We start from the raw sequence: 17,354 nt of genomic DNA, 5'->3' as shown, positions 1-17,354 counted from the left end.
GGGTCGGTACCCCAGATGTTCGTGGCGCTGGGGACCCACCAGTCTCCGCTGAAGAGCAGTGAGTTGCTGAAGACATCGATGCCCTGGATCTCGTTGTAAGGGATGTTCACGACATCGTCGAACAGGTTGATCGGGACGTCGGTGTAGTCGACCAGCCGGGTCTGCATACTGCGTACCGGGACCGGCGAGGCCTTCGGCACGGCCGGTGTAAGGACAACGGCGCTGGTAGCGGCAACCGCCGCAGCAGCCAGGACATACCCACGCGAAGCGGCCTGCACGGCGCCCCCCTTCTCCCCGATCGACCCGATGCTAGCTGAAAGTACATTGAAGGAAACCTGAGATACCAGCCGGGGTGACGGGCCTGGCCGTAAAGATTCCGTAAGTACGTCGAGCAAGCTGCTAGTTTTATGGCCCCGCGAATTCGATGGTTTCGCTGTCGAATTGGCGCACGAGAATTAATCACCGACGCGCATAATGCAGTTTGACCCATAAGCAACAATCGGACCCCCAGCGGTGGGCTGGGGGTCCGATTGTTGGGCCTAAGACTCCGAACTCAGAACATGCTCAGCAGTGACTGCGGAACGAAGTTCGCAAGCTCTGCGGTCAACTGCGCACTGATTTCCGCAAGGGCCGCGCTTAGCGCATCTGCGCCGGCCGTGGTGCCGAAGCTGGCCATCAGGGCGCTCAGATCGGTCGAGAATTCGCTGACGGCGGAGCTGCCACCAAGCGACTCCGCAGCCAGCGAGGCCGCTGAGGAAGCACCGCCGGCCGCTGGGTCAGCGTACGGGTCGGGGCTGGTCAGCGGGGCGGCGAGGAACCACAGCAACTCGGGGGTCGCGGCGTTCCAGTTCCACTCGTTGTTGGTCCCCAGGGTCAGCAGGTCGTTCCACACCAAGGTGGGGTTGTAACCGCCGAAGGCCGAGTCAAGCGGTCCGCTGCCGTCGTAAGCCACGTACGCAGGGTCGGTGAAGTACCCGGCGTTCGTGTACAGGAATGGCAGCTCGGGGTTGATGGCCGCCAAGCCCTTGTCGACGTCAGCCAGCGTGCTCCCGTCGAGGTTGTAGATGCCGGTCTGCAGCAGCGCGATAGAAGCGTTGACTTGGTCCGACGTCGGCTCGTTGACCAACGCCGGGTTGATGTTGTAGTTGGTCACCCAGTCCGCAAGCGTCTGGTTGCTGGGGTCTGCGGCGGAGATGGCCGCGATCAGCGACGGGATCTGGAACTCGCTGGGGATGTCGCACGCCGCCGGGCACGCCGGGCTACCTGCGGTGTAGGCATCGAAGTCGATGATCGACCCGGCCAACAGGTTCTCGAAGGTGTGCATGACACCGTCCGTTGACGGAATCACGACCGGGTTCGACGCGGGATCCTGCAGCAAGCTGTCGTAGAAGGTCTGGAACGGCTGCAGCAGGTTGAGCTGGTAGGTCACCCCATCCCACGGCATGGTGTCGCCCACGCCGGTACCACCCTCGAACGGGTTGCCGCTGGTTCCCCAGCCATAAAGGGATTGGACCGGGCCGCTGGGGTCGACGATGCCCGGACTATCAGGCCCAAACGTGTAACCGTTGATCAGGTCCTGCAGCGGCACCTGGAAGAAGTTGGTGAACAGCCCAAAGGGCTCGCCATTCGCGTCCGTGGCTTTCCCCATGAGGGCATCGAAGAACCCGATGTCCCGGTCGAACTGGGTGCTGCCGGTGATGACCTCCGGCGGCGTCATCGGGAAACAGGAAGTGGCGTCACAGGACGAGCTCACCGGCAGCTCGGCGGCCAGCAAGCCGGCGAATTCGTAGTTCAGGCCGGGCTCATAGACACCTGCGGAGTTGGTGAACCCCTCGGTGAAAGCCGTGAGCGGGAGGAAGTTGTCAATCAACGCGATGTGGGTGGGGTCACCAGGGTCGATGCCCCAGAGGTTCGATGAGCTGGGCACCCACCAAGTCCCGGTGAACAGGAACGAGTTCGCCATGGTGGCCAGACCGCCACCCTCGAGCTCGTTATAGGGAATGTTCAGGATGTCATTGAATAGGTTGACCGGGATGTTGGAGATGTCAGCATCGATGAGCTTGGTCTCCATGCTGCGAACGGCAAGCGGAAGCTGACGAGCTACCACCGGAGTGACCACAACAGCGCTGACGGCGGCAAGTGCCGCGGCGGCGATGGCGTAAGGACGCGAAGCAGCCTGCACGGCTCCCCCTTCGTGTTCGACTAGCTCAACAGGAACTGAACCTACACTAAGAAATTCTAAGTTCACACGGAAACCGACGAATTCGGCGACGGCAATTCGTGACCCGGCTCACGCAAATTAACAGGATGTCTAATAACAATGGCGATGTCCAATAACTTGGACGATTCGGCCGATAGGCAAATCAGCGTTATAGCCAGCGACTTTGACGTCGCCGAGAATGGGACGACCGTCTCGAATTTTGAAGCGGTATCTGCACGTCGCGAGACGACGAAACCCGTTGATGGCCAACGTAGCAACGGTGGCCGTCAACGGGCCCTTGCGGCGTAGACCGCCACATCACCAATCGGCAACTTGGTGATGGCGCCGGCGCTTAAAACACGTTCAATAACGAGGTCGCCAGGTCGGTCGCCCATGCCGACGTCAGGTCTTCCAGCATGGTGGCGAAATCGGCCGACATCGCGGCAGGATCAAATCCGCCGAACAACGCACTCCAGTCCAGCGAGGCCGGATCAAATCCACCGAACAACGCGCTCAGATCGAAGGCGGGGTCGACCAGCTCGCTGACTCCTGATGAACCGGTGTCGATGCCGAACAGCTGCAGAATGTCAGGCAGGACCAGAGCCGGGTTCCAGCCGCCGTAGACCGGGGCGAATCCGCTCTCGGGGTCGGCCAGAAAAGCCAGATAACCCGGATCGGTGATAAAGCCCGCGTTCACGGCCAGGGCCGGCAACGCCGGGCTGAGCTCCTCGAGCTGCCCGATGACGCCATCGAGCTGATCCGGAGTCAGGTTGAAAATCCCGGTCTGCAACAGCGCGATGGCTGCCGAGACCTGGTCGGGCGTCGCATTGTTGTTCGGGAATTCTGCACCCGGGTCGAACCCGGCCAGCCATGCCTGAATCATCGGGTTGGAGTCATCGGGGTCCAACATGTCCACCAGGGCGCGGGTGGTCAGGCTCTCGGGAATGTCGCACAACGCCGGGCAGGCCGGGCTGCCCGCGGTGTAGGGGTTGAAGGCCGCGATCGTCGACGCAGTGATCGATTGCAGAGCCCGACCGAATTCGTCAATAGTTGGAATCTGGATTCCGGTCCCGGGTATGTCGCCGTCGGTCGCCGGGTCCTCCAGCAGGTGCTCCCAGTAATTCTGGAACGGCTGGAAGAGGTTGAGAAAATAGGTGTGCCCGTTCCACGGCATCGCGTCGTTGTCGCCAATGGTGGCGCCTTCGAACGGGTTGGTGCCGCCGCCGAAACCAAACGCGGGATCAGCGTAGGCCGGACCGCTGGGGTTGGTTGCGTCGTCGAAGGTGTATCCGTTGATCAGGTCTTGGATCGGCACCTGGAACCAGTTCTGGAACAGCCCGAAGTTCTCCCCGCTGCCCTGACCGGACAGGGCGTTGATGAAGCCGATCGCCCGGTCCCACGAGGTGCTGCCGGTGATCACTTCCGGCGGCGTCATCGGGAAGCACGTTTCGGCGTCACAGGAGTCGCTCACCGGAAGCTGCGCGGCGAGAAAACCGGCGATTTGGTACTGCAGCCCGCCGAGACCCTGGTTGAAGGCCGGGAACGGCGCGAACAGATTCGTCAGCAGCGCGACCTTTGTCGGATCCCCGGTGTCGATGCCCCACAAGTTCGTGGCGCTCGGCACCCACCAGTTCCCGCCCAAGAAATTCGAACCGGCCAGCGAGTTGAGGGCGCCTACCTCGTTGTAAGGGATGTTCGCGATGTCGGTGAGCAGGTTGATCGGGACATTGAGCAAGGAGTCGACGGCGTCGACCAACTGGGTTTCGATGCTGAGCGTCGGCAGCTTGAAAGCCCGCTGCGCTACCGGCGTGACGGCGACGAGACTGGTCGCCGCTAACACTGCACCTGCCATGACATATGGACGCGCAGCCACGTGCATGCCCGGTCCCCCTTCGGGTCGACTCAGCTGAATGCCACCTGAAGCTAAGCTCAGAGAGCCTCAGCCGACCGCATCGAAGGGGCGGTCTCTTTTCAACCTCATATTTATCTGGCCAACCTCATATATGGAGGCGTCTCCAGTTAAAAGCGTTGGCGCTCAGTCCTTTAACCAAGCCCGGTTGCCGTAGGCATCAAGATGGGCCACCTGCTCGACCGGTATCCGGGTCGTCGGTCCATAGCGCCCGCGCGGCCATCCGAGGGCCACGACGCAGCACGGCGTTACCGAACGCGGAAGCCCGAGAATTTTCCGGGCCCGCCCAACTCCCCACAGCGGCAAGGTGATCAACGACGCGCCCAAACCCATGGCGCGGGCGGCCAGCAGCAGGTTCTGCACGCTCGGGTAGATCGACCCCCAGTATCCGGAGACCGCGGCGTGGGGCATCAGTGAATACGGCGCGCGGCCCTCGCGGACGGTGAGTCGCAGGCAGGCCACCACCAGCACCGGGATCTCGGTGAAGTGGTCGACCTGCCATTGCGCCGCACGGATGACCTTGGCCAACGACTCGTCGTTATCGCCGGCACTGCTCAGCAGCCCGCCGTAGGAGAATTTCCAGCCTTTGCGGTAGCGTCCGGCGAGTTTCTTGATGACCCGGCGGTCCTTGACGACGATGAATTCCCAGTTCTGGCCGTTGGCGCCGGTCGGTGCGTGTAGCGCCAACTCGATGCACTTCAGCACCACTGCGTCATCGACCGGTTCGGGGTGGATGCGACGCACCGCCCGCTGCGTCAGCATCGCGTCCTGCAGCGGCATGTTCAGTCCGGCAAGCGCGTCGGATGTGGTTGGCGCCACCCGAAATGCGTCGGCGTAGGGAGAGTCGGCGTTCGACGTGTGAGTCATCTGTCGTTTCCTATTCCGACCTCAGTTCAACAATGACTCGGGGGTATCCCACCGCACACCATCGAATCGTCCGAAATCGCTGTCGTAACTGACTATTCGAGCGCGGTGCTCGATCGCCAAAGCGGCCAGATGCGCGTCGTTGACGAGATTTCCTCCCGCGCCGACCCGCGACAGCAGCCCGGACAGCACGTCGCCATGGCGCGGAGTCGGCGCCACGACGACGGAACCCGGTGCGTTGCACCAATCGAGCACTTGAGCCATCGCCGCGTCGGCGGTCAGGGGCGAAGGAAAAAGCCCATGACGAGTCGTCAATCGCACAAATGCGAGCAGCGGAACCCAGGCCAGGCCGACGGTGTCTCCGCCGGACAGCGCATCGTCGAGCCAGCGCCGTGAGACCTGGTGGTGGTCTGCTGCGGTGTTGACGGCGTACAGCAGGACATTGGCGTCGACAATCCTCATGCGCGGCGGCGCTGTCGCCGGATCAGTTCCTCGTCCTCGAGTTCGCCGACGATCTGCAGGGCCCGGTCCAGATTGATCGACGGCACACCCAAATCAGCTGTCCGCGTTTCGAAAGCCACCGGAGCCGGCCGCCGTTGGGCACCTTGCCGGATGGCGTCATTGAGCGCCTGCTTGAACGACAGGTTGCGCTCACGCATCAGCCGCCTGATGACGACGAGCGTGTCGTCATCCAGCGTCACCGTGGTCCGCACGCTGACAGCATAGCATCATATTCAGTGATGTCATGCTGTCAAAGATGCCCGGGTGTCAGGCGTGCTCGGTCACCCACCTGGCGGTGAAGTCTTGGACATCCGGTATCCCCTGGGCGAATTCGCGTGCGATGAAGCTCTCGACCGTCCCGCCGATGAGCGGAACTTTGAATTCCACTTCACCGTTCAACGTCAGCAGTGACCCGTTGGGGGTGGGCGCAACCGATGCGGCAGCCGAGCCGGAGCCGGGCGCTCCGGATACGGCGACGGTGATCTCCCCGCGGAGTTGACCGCCCGACGGCGTCCACGTCTCGGTGTGCCGGACTTTGAGATCACGTCGGTAGAACTTGGCGACGATCCCGGGCAGCAGGTCGCGGCCCAGGTCCTGGGTGGTGGTCACCCGCACGGTCTGGTCGTCGTCGACCACCAGGGATTGCAGCGTGGTGCTGCCACTCAGATTCCCCAGCCGGGCCAGCCAGTACTCCTCGGCACCGAAGGCGGCATGAACCTGGTCGACGCGGGCGGGCGAGTCGACCGAGACGTCGAACGAACGAGGCATGGCAGTCCTACACCGGTTCCCGGCCCGGCACCGCCGAACTCTTGGCCAACAACCGATCCGCCAAGCGGGCGGCGAAAGTCCGTGTCTGATCAAGCTGTTCGGGCTGCACGTTCGTCGGCGGAAGCCGAAGACCCAGCGATCTCTTGCGATACTCCCCCGTACCGAGATAGCTGGTCAGCGCGAGCATGGACCGAAGGTTGTCGCCGGGATAGGTGAAGTGGATTTCGTCGACATAGCGTCCGCCTTGTTCCTCGGCGAGTTCACGCACCCCTTCGAGGTTCGCCTGCCAGAACGTACGGCACACCACGAACACCGCAAATGGCTTGCCGGACAACAACTTACCCGCCTCATCCGACTTCAGGAACGAGCGTAGCGGCATGCTGACGTTGTCCCACCAGGTCGGCGAACCGATCAGGATCAGGTCGTAATCGGCGTCGCGCACCGTGTCCGGGGTTTCAATCTGACCGGTCTCGTTGCGTTTCTGCGCTTGCAGCACGCTGAGCATGTCGGGCCACACCCGGCGCATCGGGAAGCGGGAGAACTTCTCGGAGTATTTCGGGTCGGTGAATTTGATCTCGGCTTCGCTCACCTCGCAGCCTCGGCTACGGAAAACCTCCCCCGCGGCTTCGAGCACTTTGTGCGCCTGCCCGGTGTACGAGTAGTACAGCAGCAAGACCCGCGGTGGTCGTGCGCCGCCACCGGCGCTGGTGGTATCCGTCATCGCTCCTCCATCCTCAAAACTCGCACACTATCTTCTGGTGGTGACCCGCTGCGCCCGGCTCCGCCGCGCTTGCGATCACCACTAGGCTGTGGCGTCGTGACCGACAAAGTTTCCATCGACCTCAGCGGTCCTTCGCAGACGATGCTGACCACGCTGTACTGCAAGGCCCTGGACGCCGACTGGGACCGGCCCATCCTGGGTGATGAATTCGCCAAGCAGGCGGTGGCCCGAATCGACTACGACTGGAGTGAACTCAAGGTCACCAATCGCTGGACGCCACTGGTCACCGTGCGAACCGCCCAGTTCGACGTGTGGGCTTCCCAGTTCCTCGACGCCCATCCGGGCGCCACGGTGATCCACCTCGGCTGCGGGCTGGACAGCCGGGTGTTCAGACTGGATCCCGGCCCGGGCGTAGAGTGGTACGACGTCGATTATCCGGCAGTAATCGCGTTGCGCGAGAAGGTTTTTCCGGGCCGACCGAACTATCACCTGGTCGCCACGCCGGCGACCGACCCGTCTTGGCTGGACCACATTCCGGCCGACCGCCCGACATTGCTGTTGGCCGAGGGCATCAGCATGTACCTGACCGAAGACGACGGCATCGCGCTGCTGCAACACGTCGTCGACCGGTTCGGGTCGGGTGAGATTCAGATCGACTTCTACAGTCGGCTCGTCGTGCGGTCGCAGAAGACGCATCGCCTGCAACGGCAGTCCGGTTCGACGTTGTACTGGGCGGTCAACAAGCCGTCCGACGTCCTCGCCCGGCTGTCCGGGGTCCGGTTGCTCGACGGGGTGACGTTTTTCGACGCGAGCACGTTCGGCCGGGCATCGGGCGTCTTCCGGGTGATGCGGCAGCTGGTCCGGCCCCTTCCGCCGCTGCGCCGAACCTTCCAATACCACCGCTACACCTACGGGCCGGTCAGCTGACGCTGGTTGTGGCGTGCTGTTCGGCGACGGCGCTCAGTAGCGAACGAATCGCCTCGATCGACTTTTCCGGCTCCGGGCCATGGGAGTGGTATTCGACGTTGAGCTGATCGGCGTAGATTTGGGTGAAGTAGATCTCGATTCCGGCGCTGACGGCGAAGTACAGCTCGCCGTGCGTGGCGGTCACGTCGACTCCCGCAGGAGTGCGTACCGGGGGCACAAGTCCGTTGTCGGACAACAACACAACGTCGGGCATACCCGGTGCGTTGCCGACATACTGCGGGCTGAAGTGCAGCCGGGACTGCTGGATCACTCCTTCATCCAGGTCTGCACGGAACGTCGCGGCGATGTCGCGGGCCAGCTCGACCACCGTGGTTTTGGAGTTGATCTCGGCCAGATACGTCCCCAGCCCGACCGGGTTCGTGCACCCGGTGGCCGACACCGGCGGTGACAGGAAGTACCGCAGATCGACCGTGTAGATGAACGGCACCGGGATGTTCAGCTTGCCCCGAACCTGCCACTCCGCCATCAGGATTGCGGCCGAGAGTACCGAGTGCAGGCCGAGCTTTTCGGCGCGGCAGAGCTCGACGATGGCATGTGTCTGGCTCTCGCTCAGCCGGCACGACACCATCGGAACACGAACGGGCGACGTGGGCTTCACGCCGGTCTCGCCCCGACGCGATGGCGGCAGGTCGTAGGCGAACAGCGCCGGCATGAACCGCTCGATACCCGATCGCGGCCCCTTCTGGATGCCCCGGTCGGCGAGCACGGTCTCGATCGATTCCGGCGCCGGCTGGGCGGTCACCGGACCGGTGCGTCCGGTGGTGACCAGATCGGTGTAAAAGGACAGCAGCTCTTCGATGAGGCCGTACATGTGGTGACCGTCGGCGAGGGCGTGATGGACGTACAGCGTTGGGTGCGCTTGTCCGTCGCGAATGGTGAGCCGAAGACCCACCAACGACTCGCCTTGATCGAAACGCGGTGCGGGGCCCTCGGTGTCGGGCCCGTCGACCTCGACCACCTCGATTCCCGAGTGCAGCAGGTCGTCGGAGACGAGTTCGTGCCGGCCGTCCTCACCGCGTTCCAGGCGTGCGGTGAGGACCGGATGCGCCTCGAGTAGAAGGTCGAACGCTTCCGACAACTTGTCGACGTCGATCGGGCCCTCGAGGTGTGCCGAGAGGCCCACGAAATTGTGCGTCTCGGCGAGCATTTCCTCACTGAGTGCCAGCTTGCGGATGACCGACGATGGAAACACGTTCCGCCTTTCCTAAGCCGTTTGTCGTCGTTGTGCAGCCTCGCCCGGCGGCTACGACAAGTCGACCAATTCCATTTCGTCGCTGCCGGATTCCATCTCGTCCTGCGCGAGCGCTTCCCGGATCAGTTCCAGCAGTGTCTGCGAGAACCCGTCGGCGAGCGACTGCACGGTGGCCGCATCGACCCGGCGGGTGTCGTGCCACCAATCCAGGTGCAACACGCCCGCGGTGCGGAATACCCGCAACTCTATTGCGTGACCGAGGCCGGGAATCGCCTCGCGCACGGGCAATGCGGTGTCGGAGTCGAATTGGACAGCCACGTCGTCGCCCAGCGTCGGCAGGTCGGGGATCGTGCCGATGTAGTTGAAGAAGATGTCAGCCGGCCGGGTCGTGCCCAGCAGCCGAGCCGTTGGCGCATAGAGGTAACGCAGTAGCCCGTAACCGATTCCATAGTGCGGAACGGCGGCCAGCGTGCTGTGCACATCGTCGAGCGTTTGCTTGGCTCCGGCGTCGTCGGCCTTGGCGCAGTTCAATGCAACCGGGTAGACGGTGGAGAACCAGCCGACCGTGCGCCGAAGGTCGACGTCGGGTTTGAGCACCGACCGCCCTTGGCCGCTGAGGTCGACGGCGATCGACCCGTCGCCGACCGTGGCCGCGATCGTCCGCCCCAACGCGGCCAACAGCATTTCGTCGATCGGCACCCGCAGCCGCCGTCGCGCATCGTCGATCTCGGTGGTCTCCGCGACGGGCAATGTGGTTGCCAATCGGACCAGATCCGCCACGCCCGGCGGAGCCTGCGTCTGGTCGTCGGCGACCCTCAGCTCTGCGCCCGTCGCGGTCTGGAGCCAGAAGTCGCGGCTTTCGACGACGGCCGGGTGAACGGCCAGCGCCGCGCAACGCTGCGACCACTCGGCCCACGGCGTGGTGATCGGTTGCAGCGCAATCTCTTCACCGGCCAGCCGTTGTCCGAATGCAGTGAAGATGTCGGTGAGCAGGATGTCGCGCGACGCGTTGTCGGCCGCGATCGCAGGCACGCTCAGCGCGAGGTAGCACGAACCGCCCGGCACGCCACGGACATACGTGGCGACCAGCGACTGGCCGGCCAGATCCTGTTCGCGCAGCTGCTGTTCGAGGATGGCCAGCAGCGCCTCGCGCTCCTGCGGGCTGCCCGCGGCGAGGCCGTCGGGAAGGTCCAGCGTGGCCAGTTCGGTCAATTCCGCCGGCTCGCCGACAACCTGCTCCCAGGTGCCCGCACGTTCCACGATGCGCAGACGCAGTGCCTCGTGGTGGTTGACGACGGCGGTGAGCACCGAACGGATGTCCTCCACCGGCACATCGGGCCGAACCTGCAGGATCAGCGGAACACGCCATCGGTCGTGTTCTGCGACTCCGTGCTCGAGGAAGTAGGAGATGTTCGGCGGTAGCGGCGGGTGCGTCACGTCGCCCAGTGACTGACGACCCAAACCGCCCGCCGCGTACCGGGCAGTCAATGCCTTGGCAAGTGCGGCAACGGTTTGGTTTTCGTAGAGATCCTGCGGGGTGAGGTCCAGTCCTTCGTTGGAGGCGGTCATCGCGACGCTGATCGCGACCAGCGAATCACCGCCGAGCTCAAAGAAGTTGGCTTTGCGGTCGACAGACGCAAGCCCCAGGCACTGTCCCCAGATGCGTTGCAGGGTGGCTTCCATCGGTGACTGGCCGTTCTTGGCCGCCTGGGTAGCCTCTGCGGTCCCGGCCGACGCGGCGGCGCCGTTGGTTGCGGCAGCCTCGCCCGCCCATCCGCTGGTAACCCGGTGCTCTATCCAATGCCGTTGGCGCTCAAAGGGATAGCCGGGCAGGGTGACCAGTTGCCCGGGATGTCCAGCACGAAGCGGCGCCCAGTCAACGTCGACACCGGCAGACCAGAGCTGGCCGAGCGCGAGCAGGAATGCATCCCGGTCGTCGCGGTTCTGGGCGTGATGACGCATCAGCCGCACCGCGCGGTGCCCGCCGGAGAACCTGGGGTGCCGGGTGGCCGACGCGGTCAACGTGCCGCCGGGTCCGACCTCCACCATGACGCGGTTCGGGTCGCCGAGCAACACATCGACCTCGTCGGCGAAGCGCACGGTCGAGCGGACCTGGCGGGCCCACGTTGCCGGGTTGGTGGCCTCGCCGGGCGAAAGCCAGGTCCCAGTCACGTTGGACAGCAAGGGGATCTGCGGTTCGCGCAGGGTCTGCCTCGACAGGAAGCCGGTGAATTCCGGAATCATCGAATCCATCAGCCGTGAGTGGAACGCATGCGACGTGCGGACCCGGCGCGCCACGATGCCCTTTTCGGTGGCGCGGTCGCTGAACTGGCGAATGCTCTCCTCGGATCCGGCTACCACGCAGCCGCCCGGCTCATTGATCGCGGCGATGTCGACATCGCCGCCGAGGTGTTCGGCCACCGCGTCGGGGCTCAGCGCCACCGCGACCATCACTCCGCGTGGTGCGGCGTGCATCAGCCGGGCCCGCATCGACACCACCTTGATCGCGGTGTCGATGTCGAAGACGCCGGCGATGGTGCCGGCCACGTACTCGCCGATGCTGTGCCCGGCCAGCGCCGCGGGCCGGACGCCGTAGGTCTCGATCAGCTTCGCCAGCGCGTACTCGACGGTGAACAATGCGGGCTGGGTGCGATCGGTGCGCTCCAGGTTGCGTGCTGTTCCCTCGAAGATCTCCGCGCGCAGGTCGACACCGAGCTCGTCGCCGAAACCTGCCGCACACTCGTCGAAGTGCCGGGCGAACACCGGCTCGGATTCGTAGAGGCCGCGGGCCATCCCGATGTGCTGGGCGCCCTGACCCGGGAACAGGAATACGACGCGCTCGGAATCCTTTGCGCTCGGCGATGATTCGTCGATGAAGACATTTTCGTGCTCGGCAGCCTCCAGTACGGCGATCGCGTCCTGCTGGTCTTTGACCACCGCGGCCATCCGGACGCTGTTTTTGCGGCGCCGGGTAAGTGTGTGCGCGACGTCGCCCATGCTGACCTCGTCGCCAGACAGTTCGGCGGCCAGGACTGAGCGCGACTTTTGCAGCGCGTCGGTGCTGCGAGCCGACATCAACAGCACCTGCGGGCCGGGTTCCGGAGCCGACGCCGCCGAGACGGCCGGCGCTTCCTCGAGCACCACGTGCGCGTTGGTGCCACCGACACCGAACGAGCTGACACCGGCGCGCAGCACACCGTCCCATTCCCACGGGCCGTATTCGCTGCGGACCACGAAAGGTCCACGGTCAAGATGCAACTCGGGGTTGGGGCTGGTGTAGTGCAGCGTCGCCGGGATGGCCCGATGCTTGAGGCAGAGGATCGCTTTGATCAGGCTGGCGATCCCGGAGGCCGACTCCAGGTGGCCGATGTTCGACTTGACCGAGCCGACATAGCACGGGCCGGAACGGGTCTCCTCGGAAACCTCGAAAGCCTGTCGCAGACCCTCGATTTCGATCGGATCACCCAGCGGCGTGCCGGTGCCGTGCGTCTCGATGTAGCTGAGTTCCGACGAGTCGACCTCGGCGATCGCGTGCGCCTCGGCGATGACGTCGGCCTGGCCGGCGGCGGTGGGAGCGGCGTAGGTCATCTTCGTCGAGCCGTCGTTGTTCAACGCGGAGCCGCGGATCACGGCGTGGATCCGGTCGCCGTCGTCGACGGCATCCTGCAGCGCCTTGAGCACCACCACACCGACGCCGCTGCCGAAAATCGTGCCGTCGGAACGGCCATCGAACGGTCGGCAGTGCCCGGTCGGCGACACCATCGAACCCGGGGCGTACCAGTAACCGACGTGGTGCGGGATGCGCAGTGACGCACCACCGGCCAGCGCCAACTCGCACTCACCGTTCAGGATGCTCTGACAGGCCAGGTGCACGGCGACCAACGCCGACGAGCAGGCCGTCTGCACCGACAGTGCGGGCCCGCGCAGGTTCAGCGCGTAGGCCACCTTGGTGGCCAGATAGTCCTTGTCGTTCTGCATGGACAGATTGACCATGTCAAAGGTGATGCCTTGTCCCATAACCACATTGGGGTCGTGGTTGGACATGATGTTGTGCAGCAGGTAACCGCTGGTGGTGCTGGTCGCGTAGACGCCGACCGAGCCCTGGATCTCGGCGGGGTCGTAGCCGGCGTCCTCGATCGCGTGGAACGCGGTCTGCAGGAAAAGCCGGTGCTGTGGATCGGTCGAGCGGGCTACCTGCGGAGTGAAGCCGAAGAAGTCAGCGTCGAACTCGTCGATGCCGTCCATCAATGCGGCCCGCCGCACGTACGCGTGATTGGCCAGCGCCTTCTCGGGAATGCCTTCGGCCAGCAGGTCGTCTTCGGCCAGCGTGACGATCGACTCCTCGCCGCGGCGCAGGTTGTCCCAGAATGCCGACAGCGTGTTGGCGCCGGGCAAGCGGGCCGCCATGCCGACCACCGCGATCGCGTTGGGCGGCAGTTCGCTGTTGCTGGTCACACTCGATCTCCTACCTTCCGCCGAGCCGCGGCTCGCTGCCGGGCTGCGGCGCGTTGCTTGGCTCTGTCACGAACCCCGCCGCCGCTGTCGGCCTTGTCGCCGGTCTCGAGGCCCAACTGGCGGATCAGGTCGGTCGTCAGCGCGGTGAGCGAGGCTCCCTGCAGCAGCAGGGCCACCGGCGGTTCCACTCCGAAGTCGCCACGAACAGTGTTGCGGATCCGCACCGCCATCAGCGAATCCATCCCCAATTCGGTCAACGGCTGATCGACGTCGAGCGTGCTGCCTTTCGGGTAGCCCATGATGGCCAGGATGCGGCCGCTCAGCCGCGCGATGACCACCCGGTTGACGTCGGCGGGGTCCATCTCGCGCAACGCGTCGGGACCCGCCCAATCGTCGTCGTCGCTGTCGATGTCGAGTTCCTCGGCCAACTTGGCGAAATAGCCGAGTTGCTGAATCTCCGGGAACGCGGCCGCGGCCCGGTCCAGCCGCAGCCGAGCCACCCCGATGTTGGTGGGGTGGCCGGCCAGGATGGCCTCCAGCGCCTCGATGCCTTCGGCCGGTGAAATGGGATCCAGCGCACTGAAGGTCAGCGAACGGGCGACCCCGATGTCGGACCACTGTCCCCAGTTGATCGTGGTGGCGGGCAAACCCGACGCCCGTCGCCAGTCGACGAGGCCGTCGAGCCAGGCGCTCGCCGCGGCGTAGGCACCCTGTCCGGGCGCACCCAGCAGCGATGAGGTCGACGAGAAACCGACCCACCAGTCGAGCTCGCTGCCGGCCGTCGCGACGTGCAGTCGCAGCGCGCCAATGGCTTTCGGCGCCCACACCCGCTCCAGGCTCTCCCTGCCGAGACCGGCGACGATCTGGTCGTCCAGCACGACGGCGCTGTGCATCAGGCCGCGCAACGCCAGCCCGGTCTCCTCGGCCGCGCTCACCAGCCGCTCGGCGACACCGGGGGCGGCGATATCGCCTGGCACTACCACGATTTGGGCACGCTGCCCGAGTTCGTCGAGCACCGCTTGAGCTTCCTCGGACGGCTGCGAGCGTCCGTTGAGGACGACGCGGCCCGCGCCGCTGTCGACGAGCCAACGGGCCATCGCCAAACCGATCCCACCGAGACCGCCGGTGAGGAGGTAGGAACCGTCGTGCCGAACGACCGTGTCCGACTTCGCGGTCCCAAGCGTGGCACGGGAAAGCCGCTTGGCGTAACGCTTTTCGCCGCGCCAGGCGATGACGTCGTCGCCGGACAAGCCGAACTCGGTGGTCAGCGAGGCGATGGTGTCGCCGGGAAGGTCCACCAACGTGGTGCGCAGGTCCGGGTGCTCGTAGGCAAGGACCCGGATCAACCCGGTCAGTGCGCTGATCGACGGATCGCCCGGTTCGCCGTCGTTGACCGCCAGACCATCGCGGGACACCAACCACAGTCGCGGCGTCTTGCCGTGCCATCCGGTCAGGATGGTGCGAACCGTCGAGGCGACCCCCCAAGTGAGGTCGCGGCCGCGCCCCGGCGCGTTGCCCGCATCGGTCCCGTCGAATGACTGCCGGTCCGCGAAGATGACCACGCCGACCGGCGGCAGCTCGGCGTCTCCCGCGGCTTGCGAGAAGGCTTCGAGCACCGCCGACTCATGCGAGAGGTCAGCGGTGACGACCCGTCGGGTCGGTGAGCTGAATCCGGCGACGAATTCCTTGGCCACCGCCTCGACTTCGGCGCCATCGGTCAGCACCAGCCAGCTGCCGTCGGGCACTGACGCCGCCGCCGGGTCAACGGGCGTCTCGACCCACCCGGTGTCGAAGATCTTCTGCGTCAGCGGCATTGGCACGGTGCGGCGTTGAACGCGCTGCAGGTAGATGCCGCTGATCTCGGCGGTGGGAGTGCCGGTGTCGTCGGTGATCAGGACGCGGCCGATGATGCCGGCGCCATCACCGTCGGGGTTGACCAGCTCGGCGTTGCATCGGGCGCGTCGCCCGACATCGCCGAAGACCCGGATCTTCTCGAACGACACCGGCAGATATGTCGCCTCGCTGGAGTCGGCCAACGCTTCACTCGACAGCGCGGCGGCCAGGCCCTGCAACGCCGCGTCGAGCAGCACCGGGTGGATTCGGTAAGCGCGGTGCCCGGTCGCCTCGTCCGGCAGGACGATCTCGGTCTCCGAGGTGCCGTTGGAGCGGCGGACGATGCGGGTCAGTGCGGCGAACGCCTGCGCGTGGTGCAGGCCGGTGTTGCGTAACGCGGAGTACAGATCCGCCGGCGAGACCACCGTGCCGGGCTCCGACGAAGCGGTCGGCACCGATGGCGCTTCCGATTGCCCCACTTCGACTTTGCCGACTGCGTGGCGGATCCAAGCACCGGTGGCCGAGCGCGAATGAATTTCGACGCGAATCTCGTCGCTATCCTTCTCGCCCCGGGTGAGCTGCGTGGTGAGCTGGGTTGTGTCGCCCAGGGGCAGCATCTGTTCGACTTCGACTCCAACGGTCACCGACTGCGCCGGCACGCCAAGCGCTTCGCTCGCGGCAGCCAGCACGATCTCACCGAAACCGGTGCCCGGCATGACCGGCTGGCCATGCACCTTGTGGTCGGCCATCCAGGGCAGCGCCGAAATGCCGACATCGGCCTGCCAGACGTGGTCACGACCGGACGGCATCTCGACGTGGATGCCCAGCAGCGGGTGTGCGCTGGCGGACTGCCGGTTCGACGAGAACGGTGCCGCCCAGTAGCGGACGTGCTGCCACGGCGTCGGCGGTAGATCGATGAGTCTCTTTGTGGCACCGGAGTTGTGCGCCTCGGCGGCCGACGGCGGGCGTACCGTCGCCAGCTGGGTGTGAAAAGCCAGCGTCTCCGGGTTGTCCCGGGTCAGCGTTCCCGACACCTGCGCGCCGCCACGCGGCTTGGCCGACTCCAACGTGCCCGAGATCGCGTGGCTGAGCAGCGGGTGGGGGCTGACTTCGACGAAGGTGGTGTGGTTTTCTGCCGCTGCGGCGACCGCCTGGCTGAACCGCACCGGGCTGCGCAGGTTCACCACCCAATAGTCAGCGTCAAACTTCGGTGCCGCATCATCGGATTGACCCACCGTGCTGATCAACGGGATCCGCGGCGTCATCGGCTTCACATCGGCCAGCGCATCCTTGAGCTCAGCCAAAATCGGATCCACCGTCGGATGATGCGAAGCCACATCCACCTCGACGCGCCGCGCCAACTTCCCCTGCGCATCGACCACGGCGATCGCCGCATCAACCTGCTCGGGCGGACCGGCGATCACCGTCTGCGCCGGCGCGGCATACACCGCCACCGTGATATCCGGGTACTGCGCGACCAACTTCTCCGCCTCGCCGGCCCCCAACTCCACCAACGCCATCGCACCCTGACCCGACAACCGCGACATCAACTTCGACCGGGTGGCAATCACTTTCAAACCATCAGCCGGGCTCAACGCCCCAGCCACCACCGCCGCCGTCACCTCACCCATCGAATGACCGATCACCGCATCGGGCTCAACACCGTAAGAACGCCACAACGCCGTCAACGCCAACTGCATACCCACCAACACCGGCTGAATACGCTCGATACCCACCACCGGCTCACCGGCAACCAACACACCACGCAGCGAAAAACCCACCTGCGCAACAAAATCAGGCTCCAACTCAGCCACCGCCGCAGCAAACGCCGGCTCATCAGCCAACAACTGCCGACCCATCCCCGCCCACTGCGAACCCTGACCCGAATACACAAACACCGTGCCCGAACCATGCGGCGCCTCGC

Annotated in this window: 11 protein-coding genes and 1 pseudogene; 1 reads left to right on the top strand and 11 read right to left on the bottom strand. The window is 65.1% G+C overall.

Annotated features, from left to right (window positions below; genetic code table 11):
- The 8 genes and pseudogenes from VGG53_RS18415 to VGG53_RS18380 all read right to left on the bottom strand — a co-directional run.
- Positions 1 to 278: pseudogene (locus tag VGG53_RS18415) on the bottom strand (hypothetical protein); the annotation flags it as partial.
- Between the two features lie 275 nt (positions 279 to 553).
- The gene (locus tag VGG53_RS18410; protein ID WP_331519523.1) at positions 554 to 2,182 is read right to left on the bottom strand and encodes a hypothetical protein; all 1,629 of its coding nucleotides are present in this window, start codon (positions 2,180 to 2,182) and stop codon (positions 554 to 556) included.
- A 370-nt stretch (positions 2,183 to 2,552) separates the two neighbouring features.
- Positions 2,553 to 4,052 (bottom strand): hypothetical protein, encoded by a 1,500-nt coding sequence (locus tag VGG53_RS18405; RefSeq protein WP_331519522.1) that lies wholly within the window; start codon positions 4,050 to 4,052, stop codon positions 2,553 to 2,555.
- 183 nt (positions 4,053 to 4,235) lie between these two features.
- The gene (locus tag VGG53_RS18400) at positions 4,236 to 4,976 is read right to left on the bottom strand and encodes a nitroreductase family protein (RefSeq protein ID WP_331519521.1); all 741 of its coding nucleotides are present in this window, start codon (positions 4,974 to 4,976) and stop codon (positions 4,236 to 4,238) included.
- A 21-nt stretch (positions 4,977 to 4,997) separates the two neighbouring features.
- The gene (locus tag VGG53_RS18395; protein ID WP_331519520.1) at positions 4,998 to 5,435 is read right to left on the bottom strand and encodes a type II toxin-antitoxin system VapC family toxin; all 438 of its coding nucleotides are present in this window, start codon (positions 5,433 to 5,435) and stop codon (positions 4,998 to 5,000) included.
- Complete coding sequence (locus VGG53_RS18390; RefSeq protein WP_331519519.1) at positions 5,432 to 5,686, bottom strand: antitoxin; 255 nt, start codon at positions 5,684 to 5,686, stop codon at positions 5,432 to 5,434. Before VGG53_RS18390 ends, VGG53_RS18395 begins: the two co-directional genes overlap by 4 nt.
- A gap of 55 nt (positions 5,687 to 5,741) precedes the next feature.
- The gene (locus VGG53_RS18385; RefSeq protein WP_331519518.1) at positions 5,742 to 6,242 is read right to left on the bottom strand and encodes a DUF2505 domain-containing protein; all 501 of its coding nucleotides are present in this window, start codon (positions 6,240 to 6,242) and stop codon (positions 5,742 to 5,744) included.
- A gap of 7 nt (positions 6,243 to 6,249) precedes the next feature.
- Positions 6,250 to 6,963, bottom strand: coding sequence for a flavodoxin family protein (locus VGG53_RS18380; protein WP_331519517.1), 714 nt, complete (start codon positions 6,961 to 6,963; stop codon positions 6,250 to 6,252).
- Between the two features lie 96 nt (positions 6,964 to 7,059).
- Between VGG53_RS18380 and VGG53_RS18375 the strand changes: the two genes are divergently transcribed.
- Positions 7,060 to 7,890: a class I SAM-dependent methyltransferase gene (locus VGG53_RS18375; protein WP_331519516.1), complete on the top strand. Its 831-nt coding sequence runs from the start codon at positions 7,060 to 7,062 to the stop codon at positions 7,888 to 7,890.
- Here the strand turns inward: VGG53_RS18375 and VGG53_RS18370 are convergent.
- The 3 genes from VGG53_RS18370 to VGG53_RS18360 all read right to left on the bottom strand — a co-directional run.
- A complete protein-coding gene (locus VGG53_RS18370) occupies positions 7,883 to 9,142 on the bottom strand; it encodes a phthiocerol/phthiodiolone dimycocerosyl transferase family protein (protein WP_331519515.1) in 1,260 nt (419 codons plus the stop codon). The genes VGG53_RS18375 and VGG53_RS18370 overlap by 8 nt on opposite strands.
- A gap of 51 nt (positions 9,143 to 9,193) precedes the next feature.
- Positions 9,194 to 13,597, bottom strand: a complete 4,404-nt coding sequence (locus VGG53_RS18365) for a type I polyketide synthase (RefSeq protein ID WP_331519514.1) — start codon at positions 13,595 to 13,597, stop codon at positions 9,194 to 9,196.
- A partial coding sequence (locus VGG53_RS18360; RefSeq protein ID WP_331519513.1) for a type I polyketide synthase occupies positions 13,594 to 17,354 on the bottom strand: 3,761 nt, incomplete at its 5' end. The genes VGG53_RS18360 and VGG53_RS18365, both read right to left, overlap by 4 nt.

The sequence above is a fragment of the Mycobacterium sp. genome, from assembly GCF_036490025.1.
Taxonomy (GTDB): domain Bacteria; phylum Actinomycetota; class Actinomycetes; order Mycobacteriales; family Mycobacteriaceae; genus Mycobacterium.
Note: the sequence above shows the minus strand (reverse complement) of the source record. Positions and strands in the feature narration are given on the sequence as shown.

Bases quoted from the DNA above. Each gene is read 5' to 3' on its own strand.
- VGG53_RS18405 (WP_331519522.1), bottom strand. From the start codon at position 4,052: ATGGCAGGTGCAGTGTTAGCGGCGACCAGTCTCGTCGCCGTCACGCCG.
- VGG53_RS18400 (WP_331519521.1), bottom strand. From the start codon at position 4,976: ATGACTCACACGTCGAACGCCGACTCTCCCTACGCCGACGCATTTCGG.
- VGG53_RS18395 (WP_331519520.1), bottom strand. From the start codon at position 5,435: ATGAGGATTGTCGACGCCAATGTCCTGCTGTACGCCGTCAACACCGCA.
- VGG53_RS18385 (WP_331519518.1), bottom strand. From the start codon at position 6,242: ATGCCTCGTTCGTTCGACGTCTCGGTCGACTCGCCCGCCCGCGTCGAC.
- VGG53_RS18380 (WP_331519517.1), bottom strand. From the start codon at position 6,963: ATGACGGATACCACCAGCGCCGGTGGCGGCGCACGACCACCGCGGGTC.